General features: G+C 60.3%; 10 protein-coding genes. 5 read left to right on the top strand and 5 right to left on the bottom strand.

Features of this window, described 5'->3' with window-relative positions:
• Window positions 1–36: 36 nt before the first annotated feature.
• On the bottom strand, window positions 37–627 hold the full coding sequence (locus ACQ4N7_RS22950) for a TetR/AcrR family transcriptional regulator (RefSeq protein WP_430713770.1): 591 nt from the start codon (window positions 625–627) through the stop codon (window positions 37–39).
• A gap of 100 nt (window positions 628–727) precedes the next feature.
• On the opposite strand from ACQ4N7_RS22950, the gene ACQ4N7_RS22955 reads away from it, so the two are divergent.
• On the top strand, window positions 728–2,209 hold the full coding sequence (locus ACQ4N7_RS22955; RefSeq protein ID WP_430713771.1) for an amidase: 1,482 nt from the start codon (window positions 728–730) through the stop codon (window positions 2,207–2,209).
• A 38-nt stretch (window positions 2,210–2,247) separates the two neighbouring features.
• Here the strand turns inward: ACQ4N7_RS22955 and cutA are convergent, their stop codons facing one another.
• Together cutA and ACQ4N7_RS22965 are read right to left on the bottom strand one after the other, a co-directional pair.
• Window positions 2,248–2,574, bottom strand: coding sequence for a divalent-cation tolerance protein CutA (gene cutA, locus ACQ4N7_RS22960; protein WP_430713772.1), 327 nt, complete (start codon window positions 2,572–2,574; stop codon window positions 2,248–2,250).
• On the bottom strand, window positions 2,574–3,566 hold the full coding sequence (locus ACQ4N7_RS22965) for a pentapeptide repeat-containing protein (RefSeq protein WP_430713773.1): 993 nt from the start codon (window positions 3,564–3,566) through the stop codon (window positions 2,574–2,576). The genes cutA and ACQ4N7_RS22965 overlap by 1 nt, the downstream gene beginning before the upstream one ends.
• 265 nt (window positions 3,567–3,831) lie before the next feature.
• Here ACQ4N7_RS22965 and ACQ4N7_RS22970 point away from each other — a divergent pair, with 265 nt between their 5' ends.
• Window positions 3,832–4,491 carry a DUF2834 domain-containing protein gene (locus ACQ4N7_RS22970; protein ID WP_430713774.1) on the top strand — a complete coding sequence of 220 codons (660 nt, stop codon included), beginning with the start codon at window positions 3,832–3,834 and terminating at the stop codon, window positions 4,489–4,491.
• Window positions 4,492–4,566: 75 nt separating this feature from the next.
• On the opposite strand, the gene ACQ4N7_RS22975 is transcribed toward ACQ4N7_RS22970, so the two are convergent.
• Window positions 4,567–6,918, bottom strand: coding sequence for a tetratricopeptide repeat protein (locus ACQ4N7_RS22975; RefSeq protein ID WP_430713775.1), 2,352 nt, complete (start codon window positions 6,916–6,918; stop codon window positions 4,567–4,569).
• A gap of 480 nt (window positions 6,919–7,398) precedes the next feature.
• Here ACQ4N7_RS22975 and ACQ4N7_RS22980 point away from each other — a divergent pair, with 480 nt between their 5' ends.
• Window positions 7,399–9,252: an NAD(P)H-quinone oxidoreductase subunit F gene (locus tag ACQ4N7_RS22980; RefSeq protein WP_430713776.1), complete on the top strand. Its 1,854-nt coding sequence runs from the start codon at window positions 7,399–7,401 to the stop codon at window positions 9,250–9,252.
• Window positions 9,253–9,357: 105 nt separating this feature from the next.
• Window positions 9,358–10,923: an NADH-quinone oxidoreductase subunit M gene (locus tag ACQ4N7_RS22985; protein WP_430713777.1), complete on the top strand. Its 1,566-nt coding sequence runs from the start codon at window positions 9,358–9,360 to the stop codon at window positions 10,921–10,923.
• Between the two features lie 163 nt (window positions 10,924–11,086).
• On the opposite strand, the gene ACQ4N7_RS22990 is transcribed toward ACQ4N7_RS22985, so the two are convergent.
• Window positions 11,087–11,515 (bottom strand): NUDIX hydrolase, encoded by a 429-nt coding sequence (locus ACQ4N7_RS22990; protein ID WP_430713778.1) that lies wholly within the window; start codon window positions 11,513–11,515, stop codon window positions 11,087–11,089.
• 143 nt (window positions 11,516–11,658) lie between these two features.
• Here ACQ4N7_RS22990 and ACQ4N7_RS22995 point away from each other — a divergent pair, with 143 nt between their 5' ends.
• Window positions 11,659–12,954, top strand: a complete 1,296-nt coding sequence (locus ACQ4N7_RS22995; protein WP_430713779.1) for a CO2 hydration protein — start codon at window positions 11,659–11,661, stop codon at window positions 12,952–12,954.
• Window positions 12,955–13,036: the final 82 nt, after the last annotated feature.

Consider the following 13,036-nt stretch of genomic DNA (forward strand, 5'->3'; position numbering starts at 1 on the left):
ACAGAGGCTGGCCGTTGGTCAGCCTTTTTTTTGAGACTACGCAGAGCTTTGAATGTGCTCGATCGCAACGATCAGCCCCTCCAGCATGACGTCATAGCTCTGGTCAGTAGATTGCTCCAGGGTCATCAGACCGGCTTGCTCCAGGGCAATAAAGCCGTAGATAGCGGCATTGAGCATTCGCATGACGTCAACCAGCTGAGTACGGCTGAGGTCGTAGCCCTGGAGAGCCTGGTGCAAAAAGGCCAGCAGCTGCTGAATGATGTTCGCCGCCGCCGGATCGCTGGGCTGAAGCTGCACCTGCATCATCACCTGATAGCGGGCCGGATGGGTTTTGGCAAAAGTGCGGGTAAAGTGCCCCAGCTGTTTGAGCAGGTCGGTAGTGACCAAGCGTCCGTCAATCGCCTGCTGGCACTGAATAACGTACTGCTGCCAGAGGGCGATCGCGGTGGTCCGGCGCAGATCGGCACTGTTTTCCAAATGTTTATAGATGGCGGGAGGCTTGATGCCCAGCTGCCGCGCCACCCGGCTGACCCCCAAAGCGGCGGCCCCCTCAGTGTCGATACAGTCGATAGCGGCGGCTACCACAGCCTGACGAGACAGCGATTTTTCTTTTGGCGGGCGACCCATGGCTATAAATAGTTAATGCTTTTAACTAAAAGTGAATACAATTAACTTTATCAAGCTGCGGAGTTTACCGCCCTGAAGCCGTACTGGAGGAGATGGCTCGATGAGTGACCTGGTTTTTCGCCCCGCCCGCCAGCTGGCTCAAATGATTCGCGATCGCGAGGTTTCTGCTGTTGAAGTGCTGGAGGCCCACCTGGCCCAAATTGACAGCCACAACGCCAGCCTCAATGCCCTCTGCACTCTGGATGCTGACCAGGCCCGCGCCACCGCCCGCCGGGCCGATGCGGCCCTGGCCCAGGGCGAAGCCTGGGGAGCCCTGCACGGCGTGCCCGTTACGATCAAAGACATCTTTGAAACCGCCGGGCTGCGCACTACGGCGGGCTACATTCCGCTCAAAGACTATATTCCAGCTCAGGATGCTACTGTGGTAGCCCGCCTGCGGCAGGCGGGGGCCATAGTTATGGGCAAAACCAACCTGGCTGAGCTGGCGGGCGATTACCAGAGCACCAATTCTCTGTTTCCTCGGGTCAACAATCCCTGGAACTTGGACTATACCCCCGGCGGCAGTTCGGGGGGGAGTGCCGCTGCGATCGCCGCCGGGCTGTCGCCCTTCGATTTGGGCAACGATATTGCCGGCTCCATTCGTCAACCCGCGCACTTCTGCGGCATCTATGGGCTCAAACCCACCGATCGCCGCGTCTCTACCGCCGGGCAAATTCCTGAGGTGCCGGGTATGCCGCTGTGCCTGCGCCACATGATTACGGTGGGCTGCTTTGCCCGCTCCCTCGACGATCTGCGCCTGGGGTTTGAGCTGATTGCCAGGGCCGATAGGCGGCGGCCAGAGGTACCGCCAGTGCCGCTAGATGTGCCCTCCGGCAGGGCGCTGGCGAGCCTCAAGATCGCCTGGATTGACCAGTGGGAGGCCGTGCCGGTCGCCACCGAGATTCGCAGCGCCCTACAGTCGGTGGCCCAGCAGCTGAGCGATGCCGGTGCCCAGGTAGAAGCCTGGATGCCCAGAGACTTTGATTTGAGCAAGATTTTGCATCAGTACGGACGGCTGGCCGCCTACCTGAATATTTATGCTCAGCCGGTCGATCGCTATAACCTGCGCCGCAGCGTTGCCCAAATTTTTCGCACCGCTACCCAGGGCGATCGCGACCTGCGCCGGCTGGGCGATTTTAGCCGCCTATTGCCCGAACTCTTAAACCCCAGTTTGAAAGGCTACTTTGAGGCTCTGACTGAGCGCGACGTCTTTACCGCTCAGCTCGACGAGGCGCTGGAGCCGTGGGATGTGTGGCTAACGCCGGTAGCGGCCACAGCGGCCTTTACCCACCGCCCGGCCTGGAGCGCTGTCGACGTAGACGGCAGGCCCTATCCCCATGCGGTGGCCAACGGGGCCTACACCATGCCCTTCAACCTGAGCGGGCATCCGGCGGTGGTAATCCCGATCGGGCTGACGCAGCAGGGATTGCCCATTGGCCTGCAAATTGTCGGCCAGCGCTGGCGTGAGCTAGAGCTGCTGGCGATCGCCCAGGAGATCGAACGCGTGGTGGGCAGGTTTCACCATCCACCGGGCTACAGCTAGCGCCAAGAAATGCGCTGAGACCCTTAACTACAGACGGTTTAAGGCTCCTGCACCTGGGCCTGGAGCCAGCTCAGGTAGGCGGGCAGCCCCTCTACAATCGGCAGCGCAATCACCTCAGGCACCTCGTAGCTGTGGTGCAGGGCGATCGCCGCACTCAGCGCCTCAAACTGACTGAGATCGGTTTTGACAATTAGCTGCCACTCGGCCTCGCTCTGCACCTCGCCCTGCCAGCGGTAGAGCGATCGCACCGGCAACACGCTGACGCAGGCGGCCAGCCGCGAGTCTACCAGGTGGCGGGCCAGGCGATCGGCCTCGGCCTCGGAGCCAGCGGTGACCAGCACAACACCTAGGGATGGGGGCGACATTACTGCTGGGGAATGCGATCGACAAACTGCGACTGGTTCAGGGTTTCGCGGGCAGAGCGATGGGTCCAGCGGGTTTCCCCCTGCACCGTCTCGTAGAGGTAGGCGCGGGCTTCGGCGGGCAGCACCGACTCGGTAAACTCAGTGCCCACCACCACCGCCGCCTTCAGCGACGCCTCACCCAGGTGGGCGCGGGTGAGGTCGGCCCGCGACAGATTTACCCCATCTAGAATGCCGTTCCACAGCACGGCCCCGGTCAGGTCAGAGCCGCTGAGGTTGGCCCCTACCAGACTGACGCCGCGCATGGTAGTGCGGGCCAAATTGGCCGAGCTGAGGTTGGCGTGGTCGAGGTTGGCCCCGTTGAGCTTGGCCTCTTTAAGATTTACCCCGGCCAGGTTCATGCCGTGCAGGTCTAGCCCGTTGAGCCAGGCTCCTTCCAGGTTGGTCGCATCCATGCGGGTGCGCTCCAGATCGGCCCCGCTGAGCCGCGCCCCGGTCAGGTGCGCCCACGACAGGTTAGCGCCGCTGAGATTGGCTCCCCGCAGGTTAGCGCCGCTGAGGTTGGCCCCGCAGAGGTTAGCGCCCCGCAGGTCGGCCTGGCGCAGGTTAGCATGACACAGGTCGGCCCCGCTAAGCTTGGCGCGGCGCAGGTCAGTGCGCACCAAAAAAGCGCCTCGCAGGTTGGCTTTGGTCAAATCGGCCTGCACCAGCCGAGTTTCGCTCATTTTGGCGAAGCTCAGGTTGGCCCAGTTGAGGTCGGCGTGGTCGAGATTGGCCTGGGTCAGGAAGGAGCGGCTGAAGCTGGCCCCCCTGAGGCTGGCGCGGCTGAGATCAACATCGACCAGAATGTGGTGGCTGAAGTCGGCACCGGCCAGGCTAACGCCCGTGAAGTCGCGGTAACCGGCCTCGTATAGCTCCAGAAAGTACTGAATATGCATAATGCTTCGATGGTGAGCCGGAGAACTGGCGGACTCACGGGGGGCAGCTAAAGACACGGTGGGTTCCCTAATCGGGGCATATGAGCTGTGAGAAGGTATAAAAAACGACTTTAAATCGGAGATTTATGAGTGAAGTTAACGCTTCTTTAACTAAGATTCAGGAACATAAAGTTACAGTTCAAAATGTAGTTAATTATTTTTTAACAATTGCCTCTTTTGCAGGCTGAGTGGCTTGAATAAAGCTTATTTGCTTTTTTTGGGCCTGAGCGTCTTCGTTGCTTTTGTTTGATAATTTGGTGAGAAACTTAGCACTTGAGCGAGCATGAACCGATTCATTTTCTGGGGTCTTTGGCTGGGGCTTATTTTGTATGCATTTATACTTGCGCCACCCGATCGCCCCGATACGGCCGATCTCATTCTTCGCCTCTCCACGGGTGATTGGGCGGGCATTAATCCAATCGTTATAGCGCTATTCAACGCCATGGGAATCTGGCCCATGGTCTACGCCGCCCTGGCCCTGGTCGATGGTCATGGTCAACCGCTGCGCGCCTGGCCCTTTGTGCTGGTGTCGTTTGCGGTGGGGGCCTTTGCGCTGCTGCCCTATCTGGCCCTGAGGCAGCCCAGCTCCGGCTTTGATGGTTCCAAGAGCCCGTTGCTGCGGCGGCTGGAGTCGCGCTGGCTGGGCGGGGTGCTGGCGGCGGGGGCGATCGCCCTGGCGGCCTTTGCCTTACTTAAAGGAGATTGGCCCGATTTCTGGCAGCAGTGGCAGACTGGCCGCTTTATTCACGTTATGTCGCTCGATTTTTGCGCCCTGTGGCTGCTGTTGCCGGTGCTGCTGAAGGATGACATGGCCCGGAGAGGGCTGAATCAACCCTGGATCACGGCGGCGGTGCTAGCGCTGCCGCTGGTGGGGGCCTGCCTATATCTGGCGCTGAGGCCAGCTATGGAGGAGGAGGTGAGGCGTGAGGAAGCGATGGGGTAAGCGAAAGGCAAAATTCAAAAGGCAAAATTTTGAACTTTGAATTTTGAACTCCCCACTCCCCCACGCTCCACCTCCCTACGCCGTCATGCTCTGCAACCGACTCAGGGTGCGCTGCACCGACGACAGCGCTTGGCTGTCGCCCTGGGCCTCCAGGTAGGCGCTGGCCCGCTCCAGGTCGGCGATCGCCCGCGCCTGATCGCCCTGGCTCTGGTAGGCGGCGCTGCGGTAGCAGTAGGGCAGCGCAATCGGGTCGCCGCAGGCGATCGCGTCGCTGTAGTCGCGCACGGCCCCTTTCAGGTCGCCCAGCTTTTGCAGGGCGCTGCCCCGGTACACGTAGGCCATCGGCAGGTGGGGCTTGAGGGCGATCGCCTGGGTAAAGTCGGCGATCGCGGCGGCGTAGCGGCGCTGCTCCAGGCGCAGCCAGCCCCGGTTGCAGTGGGGGGCAAACAGCTTATTGTTTTGCAAGATTGCTTCACTAAGGTCGGCCTCGGCGGCCTCGGCCTGGTTGAGTTCGAGCTGGGCCACCCCCCGGTTGTTGAGGGCGATCGCGTGGTCGGGCTGTAGCTGAATCACCTGACTATAGTCGCTAATGGCACCGGGCTGATCGCGCAGATCGTGGCGGGTGGTGCCCCGGTTAAAGAAGGCCACCGCATCGCCGGGCGGAATCACCGGGTCGTGGAAGCGCTGCATCAGCGCCTGCACCACGGCGGGTTCGCTGGTGCGCAGCTTGGCCTCCAGGTCGGGGATGACGGCGCTCAGGGTGGGCAGCGCCTTGAGGCTAACGATGGCGTAGGTATGCCCAATGGCGTTTTCAGAGGGGGCGCTGCTGCCGCTGTCGCAGACCAGGTAGCTCTCGGCGGTGCCCATAATTCTAAACTTGAAGCGATCGGGGTAGTTTTCGCGCAGGGGCAAGAGCTGGTTGAGGGCCGCCTTGAGCAGCTGCAGCTGGCTCGACTCGGTGCCCCAGCGCTGGCTGATGCGCCAGGCCAGGCGACCATCGTGCTGGTCGCCCCGGTGGCACCAGCCAATTTCAAGCTGGCCGCCCCGCTCTAGCAGCTGGCTAAACCGCTGGAGCAGATTTTCATCAATGGTGACGTAGCTGGCCCAGGGCCAGACCAGCAGCACTCGCCGGGTGGCGGTTTCCAGCGCGGCTTCTAGAGCCTGGCGGCTGGGCATGACCTGGGGTTCGCTGGCGGTGTGTACCGGCAGGTCGATAATCCAGTCGGGCTGGGCCAGCGGATGACGGCTCGCTGGAGCCGCCTGAGCCGGAGAATCGTGGCGGGAGGTTTTGAGGTTGGCCTCCGTCTGCTGCACCCGGCGCGCTAGCTGAATCAGGGCTTTACGGTTGGCGGTGTCGGCAGGGGCCGTAACCATCTGGCTGGTGAGCTGCTGCTGCCGTTCGGAGAGCGATCGCGTTACCCCCTCCAGCTGGGCCACCTGGGCCTTGACCTGGCCCAGGTACTGCGACACCACCTGCTGCACCTGCTCCTGGGTGTGGCCTGCCGTTTCCTGACGGCTGACCTGCTGCTGGAGCTGCCGCACCTCGGCGGTCAGCCGCTCTAGCTCGGCGATGCTGGGGGCCGCCGGAGTTGAAGCCCCGCCCACGGGACCCACCGGAATTTTGGTCAGGGCCTGCTCCAGGCGAGTTTGCTGGCGGGTGAGATCTTTGACGTGGTCCACCAGCTGGCTAAATTCTGACTGGGGCACCAGCGCGGCCATCGCCTTCACCACTTCCCCCATTTCAGCTCGGTACTGGCCAGGGTTGCTGGTTTGGGGATACTCGTGCCAGCGGCGATCGATCTGCCCCAGGGCATCTTGCAGGTTGCTTACCAGGGTGCGGGTTTCTGAGCGCAGGTTTTCGAGGCTCACGCGGGTCTGCATGAGGTCGGTTTTGACCTGGGAGAGCTTGTTTTCGGCGGCTTCTACCCGAGGGGCCGTGGCCAGCCGCTGCATGTAGGTGTTGAGGTTTTCAAAGCTGACCTGGGCGGTTGCGGCCTGCTCTTGCAGCTGGGCAATCTGCTGATCAATGCCGGTCAGATCGGGGGTGGGTAGCGTTTCTAGCCGCTGGTTGAGGTGGGCTTTGAGGTCTTTAATTTCTCTTGAAAAACGAATAAACGAGTGGTTGTTGCGATCCATCACCGCGCGCTGAAAATTGGTCAGCGCCTCGGGGGAGGGCATGGCCGTCACCTGCTTGCTCAGGTTGGTCAGGCGGTGGCCGGTTTGACGATGCTGGCGGGCGAGTTTTTCCTGGGCTTCTTCGAGCTGCCGCTCGACTCGGGTGCGGTTGAGCAGGCCAACGGCAGCTAGCACCGTCAGCGGCGCTGACGCCAGAGCGATATTTTGAGCCGCAACCGATGCGACGGCACCGACACCAGACCCCACCACTAGAGCCCGTTCGGCCCGAGTCAACCAATGATTATCAGCCACGTTAATGTCCCCTGATGATTTTGCAGAAGCTTGGCTTTGCGGTAATGACTGAGGGGGCGTCAGGGGGGCTTTACCGCTGCTGATCTACTCTTCGCGGGGCGATCGCGTCATCAGGATAATTTTTGCTGAAAGGACTGAGCTAGGGACGACAAGGGGAACTTACACTGTTGCTCAGTGGGATTGCTCAGTGGGATTCAGCGGAGTGACGAGGCTGTTAGCCAGGCTTCCTGGAGAAGGCAGGGAATGCATTATTGAAGTTAATCAATCAGGAATAAAAAACAAATTGCATTTAATCAATTTACCCCTTCCTTTTTAGACCAAGCATTGGCTAAACTCTATTTCAAATAGGTCTAACTCTATCTAGCCCGTCTATAGATTGATCTAAGTCAATCCTCCCTTGAGACTGGAACTAACGGGTTAGGTTCTGCTTCTGCCCCGCCTGGCACCCTTTACCGTCCTTACTTGCCCAAGGTTTCGACTATGACCCCGATTCTGGCTCAAACCAGCTGGCTGATTCCCCTATATCCGCTGATGGGAGCGCTGCTGACAATTCCCTGGTCGCCAGCAATGATTAGCCGCACCGGCCCGCGTCCGGCGGGCTACATCAATATTGTGATGACGGCTCTGGCCCTGACCCACAGCCTGCTGGCGTTTCTAGCCTTTTGGGGCAAGTCGTCGCCCCAGTTTTTCTTTGCCCCCTGGCTGAACGTGGCCGGGCTCAATTTGACCATTCCCCTAGAGGCGTCAGCGATTACCCTGGGGGCCTGCGTGCTGATTACCACGCTGAATCTGCTGGCTCAGCTGTACGCCGTGGGCTACTTAGAAATGGACTGGGGCTGGGGCCGATTTTTCGCCATGATGGCCCTGTTTGAGGCCGGCCTCTGTGCCCTGGTGCTGTGTAACTCCCTGCTGTTTGCCTACATGCTGCTGGAGATTTTGACCCTGGGCACCTACCTGCTGGTGGGCTTCTGGTACAACCAGTCGCTGGTGGTCACCGGGGCGCGGGACGCCTTTTTGACCAAGCGGGTGGGCGACCTGGTGCTGCTGATGGGAGTGCTGGCGATTTATCCCCTTGCCCACACCTGGGACTTTCGCGAGCTGGCGGCCTGGGCACAGACGGCGAATGTGGATCCTGGTTTAATCACCCTAATCAGCATTGGCCTGATCGCCGGGCCGATGAGCAAGTGCGCCCAGTTTCCGCTGCACCTGTGGCTAGATGAGGCGATGGAAGGCCCGCTGCCCAGCACCATTCTGCGAAATGCGGTGGTGGTGATCACCGGAGTGTGGGTGCTGGTGGAGCTGGAGCCTGTGATTGCGCTATCTTCGACGGCCTCGGCCTTTGCGATCGCCGTCGGTACCGTCACCGCGATCGGCGCGACGCTGATCTCTGCCGCCCAAATCGACGTTAAGCGGGTGCTGTCGTACCTGAGCAGTGCCTACATGGGCCTGATGTTTATCGCGGTGGGGGCTCACCAGCCCGGTGCTGCCCTGCTGCTGGCCCTGGTTTACGCCCTGGGCATGGCAACCCTGGTGATGGGGGCAGGCTCGATCATTGTCAATGTCACCACTCAAGATTTGACCCAAATGGGTGGGCTGTGGGGCCGCCGGCCCGTCACCGCCATGGCGATGATGGCCGGGGCGGCTGGGCTGGTGGCGCTGCCGCCCCTGGGCGGGTTTTGGGCCATGCTGTCGCTGGTTTCGGGGCTGTGGAACGATCAGCGGGGGCTGCTGGTGGCGATCGTGCTGCTGGTCAACTGGCTCACTGCCTTTAGCCTGGCGCGTTTAATTGGCCTCATTTTTGCGGGCAAAACCCAGCAGATGACCATTCGCGCCCCCGAGCCGCTCTGGCTGATTGTGCTGCCGATGGCGATCGCAGCGGGCTTTACCCTCCACCTGCCCCTGGTGATGGGCCAGCTCCACCTGCTGCCCGCCTGGGCTGAGATCAGCCAGGACATGGCTCTGCTGCTGACCTGGTCGAGCATTCTTGGAGCTGTCATCGGCACGCTGCTCTATGTCAACCGCGTGGTTGAAGACCCCAGCAAGCTGATTCAAAAGCCCCTGCAAAACCTGCTAGCCTACGACTTTTACACCCCCAAGCTCTACCGCAACACCTTTGTGCTCGGCGTCGATATGCTGTCGCGCCTGACCGACTGGCTCGATCGCTACGTGGTCGATGGTCTGGTCAACGCGGTTGGTCTGGCCTCGCTGTTTAGCGGTGAAACCCTCAAGTACGGCAACACCGGCCAGCTACAGTTCTACGTGCTAACAATCTCCCTCGGCGTAGCGCTGCTTGGGGTGTTGATGAACTGGCATGCCCTATCGGCGCTGTTTTGAGTCTGAAATTCCAAAGTTCAAAACTCAAACCTGGCTTCCTGTTTTGCACTTTGAATTTTGCATTTTGAATTTCTCTCTGTCTCTCCATCCACTCAACCCACTGTCATGCTCACTCCACTCCTACTGATTCCGTTAATCGGCGCGATCGCGATCGGCTTCTGGCCTGGCCTGACCGGCAAGCAGGCCCGCACGGGTGCCCTGGTGGTTTCAGCCCTGCCCCTGCTGTGGACGATCGGGCTATTTACCCAGTTTGATCTGTCCTTTGGCGGCTTTCAGTTCCACGAGTTTTTGCCCTGGCTGCCCGCCCTCGGCCTCAACTACGAACTCAGCCTCGACGGGCTATCGCTGCTGATGGTGGCCCTCAACAGCCTGATCACCTGGATTGCGATCTGGAGTAGCGCCCCCGACATTGAGCGGCCCCGACTGTTCTATAGCCTGCTGCTGCTGGTGAGTGCGGGGGTGGCCGGAGCCTTTGTGGCCCAAAACCTGATGCTGTTCTTCCTGCTGTACGAAATTGAGCTGGTGCCCTTATACCTGCTGATTGCGATCTGGGGCGGTGAGAAAAAGGCCTATTCGGCCACTAAGTTCTTGCTCTACACGGCCCTGTCGGGGGCGCTGATGCTGGCTGGGTTTCTCGGTACCGTATGGCTAACCGGTGCGAAAGATTTTACCTACTACAGCGTGATGGGCCACGAACTGCCGATGGTGTGGCAGGTGGTGCTGCTGGGGCTGCTGCTGGTCGCCTTTGGCATCAAAATTCCGCTGGTGCCCTTTCACACCTGGCTGCCCGATACCTACGTGTCGGCCTCGACTCCGGTGGCGATGATGCTGGGCGGCGTGCTGGCCAAGCTGGGCACCTACGGCCTGTTTCGCTTTGGCCTGGGCCTGTTTCCCGACGCCTGGGCTGAGCTATCGCCCTATCTAGCGGTGTGGGCCGCGATCAGCGTGCTCTACGGGGCGATTACGGCGATCGCGCAAAAAGACATCAAGCGCATGGTGGCCTACAGCTCGATTGGCCACATGGGCTACGTGCTGCTGGGCGGTGCCGCCATGACTGACCTGGCCCTGACCGGGGCCGTCAGCCAGATGGTCTCCCACGGCATTATTTTGGCCATTCTGTTCCACCTGGTCGGCGTGATTGAGAGCAAGGTCGGCACCCGCGAGCTGGATGTGCTCAACGGGCTGATGAACCCGGTGCGCGGTCTGCCCATGGTCAGCGCCCTGCTGGTGCTGGGGGGCATGGCCAGCGCCGGTATTCCCGGCCTGGTCGGGTTTGTGACCGAGTTTCTGGTGTTTCAGGGCAGCTATGCGACCTACCCGGTGCAAACCCTGCTGGGGGTGATCGGTACCGGCCTGACGGCGGTGTACTTCGTGATTTTGCTCAACCGCACCTGCTTTGGCAAGCTGGACAACGCGATCGCCTACTTCCCCAAGGTCACCTTCTCTGAGAAGCTGCCCGCCTACGTGCTGGCCGGGCTGATTTTGTTCCTCGGCATTCAGCCCAACTGGCTGGTGAAGTGGGGCGAACCCACCGCCAGCGGCATGCTGGCGGCGATACCCATCGTCTCAGATGAGGTGGTGGCCGATGAGGTGATCGAAGCACTGCCCGTGGACGTGATGCCAGACGAAGTGATTTCCCTCCCCATCGCTACCCTGCCCACCCGGCCCTGAGCGATCGCCCCGTAGGGTGCATTAGCGTAGCAATGCACCGCCCTACCCCGCACCCGTCCACCACCCAAATTCTCGCAATGGTGCATTACGGCCAGGGCAGAAGGGAACGGCACAAGCACGGGGGATCTACGGCCTAATGCACCCTACGGGCGATCGGTTAGGGTCAGAGAAATTGCCAAATTTCCTCAGGTACCAGATAGTAGGGGCCATCGCGGAGTTCCGCAGGCGATCGCCATACCGCCTCAAACTGCCGCTTCCCCTCCATCGCCACCAAACTCTCCCGTTCGTACAGCGACCCATCCACAAACCGCCCGTCGTAGACAAACACGATCTCGTGTCCCGGCTCTCCCTCGTAGACGAAGATGTTCTCCACGATGCCCAGTAGCTTTACTTCGGTAACGTCCGCCCCCAGTTCCTCTTTGATCTCACGAATCGCCGCCTCGGCGCTGGTTTCGCCGAAGTCAATGCCGCCCCCCAAAGGCCGCGCAAAGCCCCGCTCCTTCACCGAGTCGTAGCTCTCATGCACCAAAATCTCCTCCCCCCGCCGCAGCAGACAAATCGAAATTGCCCGAATCCGCGCCTTTTTGCCCATGAATAGCCTCCTAAATCGCCCGTCTCAGCATAGAGAGAATTGAGAATTCAAAATGAACAATTCAAAGTTCAAAATGGCCAGTCAACTTTGAATTTTGAACTTCCCATTCACCCACCCACCCACTTTCCTACCCATCCACTCCCATGCCTACCCTCACCGAAACCAAAACCCTCATCCCCCCCTCGACGCATCCCCATGCCGATGTCATTCACCGGCTGGAGGCGGGCGGCTCGATGCTGCCCGATACGCCCGAAAACCTGATGCAGATCATCGGCATCTACAAGGCCTACGCCGTGCCGATGGATTTCTACTGGCGCGACCTGCTCTACATTGCCGAGCGGGTATTTCTCAACCCCGTGCCCGCCTTTAAGTACTTTTTGCCCCAGGAATACCTCGACCTGCACAACCACTACGCGGGCGACACCGCCGATCTGCGGATCTGGCGCGGCGAGGCCACGGCCCACCCCGAGCTGCTGGAGTTTATGGCCAAAGGGGAAACCAAGCGCAAGCTGCCCAAGCTGTTTCTGCACCTGTGGCACGATCGCGTCAACATGGAGTTTGCCGAGGCCTGCATGAAGGCCATGCTCTGGCACCAGGACATGGGCGGTCGGTTCAACGACTACCTGTACACCGATGAGTACAAGCAAGCGTGCGATCGCGCCATTGCCGCCTACTTCAAGGGCAACCCCGTCATGCTGGGGCTGCACAAAGCCTTCCCCGAGATGTTCTACGAAAAGTGCCGCGAACTCTCCTACTATTCCAACCTGGGCCTGTTCTGGGAAGTGATGGCCCCCGTCTTCTTTGAGATGAGCGACATCTATGACGAAGGCGGTTTCGCGGGCGTGCCCGACGCCATGGATTTCCTGGTCAACGGCATTTTTGCGGTCGCTGGTCGCCCTATCTACCACCACGTCTACGTCGGCGACGAGTGCTTTGAGCTAATCCCCAAGTCCTGCGGCTTTACCTGGCTCTATGAGGCGGCTCTGCCCTACGTCGAAGCCGTGTTCTACCGCACCGCGCCCTTCCGGGGCACCAAATCCTACAACGCCCAGGCTGGGCAGGTGCCCCAGGACCAGAACAACTTCCACTACGGCATTCTCTACGCCGATGTCTTCCCGGTCGGCAGCGCCGGTATTCCCCCCACCCTGCTGATGCAGGACATGCTGCACTTTTTGCCGCCGTATCTGCAGGAATACTACGACAAACACTGCCGGGGCGAAGACGACATCCTGATTCAGCTGGGGATTACCTTCCAGCGATCGATGTACAACGTCACCTCAGCGGTCATTCAGGCCCTGCGCACCGCGCTGCTGTATCCGCTAGATGACCAGAACCCTCGCCACCTGATGGCCAACCGCAAGTTCTTTGAAGCTCAGATGGATCGCTTTGTGCGCCCCGAAGCCCGCCTGCGCGACATTCAGCGCCAGGAATACCGGTAGATGGGTGGATAAGCAAGGGTTGGGAATGCAAAATTCAAAATGCAGAGTTCAAAATGAATTTCCTTTCTGAATTTCGCATCGA

The organism is Nodosilinea sp. AN01ver1, assembly GCF_050565655.1.
In the GTDB taxonomy this organism is placed as follows: Bacteria; Cyanobacteriota; Cyanobacteriia; order Phormidesmidales; family Phormidesmidaceae; genus Nodosilinea.

What these genes read in the sequence shown, in the direction of transcription:
- ACQ4N7_RS22990 (WP_430713778.1), bottom strand. Translation starts at nt 11,515, where the DNA reads ATGGGCAAAAAGGCGCGGATTCGGGCAATTTCGATTTGTCTGCTGCGG.
- cutA (WP_430713772.1), bottom strand. Translation starts at nt 2,574, where the DNA reads ATGTCGCCCCCATCCCTAGGTGTTGTGCTGGTCACCGCTGGCTCCGAG.
- ACQ4N7_RS22970 (WP_430713774.1), top strand. Translation starts at nt 3,832, where the DNA reads ATGAACCGATTCATTTTCTGGGGTCTTTGGCTGGGGCTTATTTTGTAT.
- ACQ4N7_RS22980 (WP_430713776.1), top strand. Translation starts at nt 7,399, where the DNA reads ATGACCCCGATTCTGGCTCAAACCAGCTGGCTGATTCCCCTATATCCG.
- ACQ4N7_RS22955 (WP_430713771.1), top strand. Translation starts at nt 728, where the DNA reads ATGAGTGACCTGGTTTTTCGCCCCGCCCGCCAGCTGGCTCAAATGATT.
- ACQ4N7_RS22995 (WP_430713779.1), top strand. Translation starts at nt 11,659, where the DNA reads ATGCCTACCCTCACCGAAACCAAAACCCTCATCCCCCCCTCGACGCAT.
- ACQ4N7_RS22950 (WP_430713770.1), bottom strand. Translation starts at nt 627, where the DNA reads ATGGGTCGCCCGCCAAAAGAAAAATCGCTGTCTCGTCAGGCTGTGGTA.
- ACQ4N7_RS22985 (WP_430713777.1), top strand. Translation starts at nt 9,358, where the DNA reads ATGCTCACTCCACTCCTACTGATTCCGTTAATCGGCGCGATCGCGATC.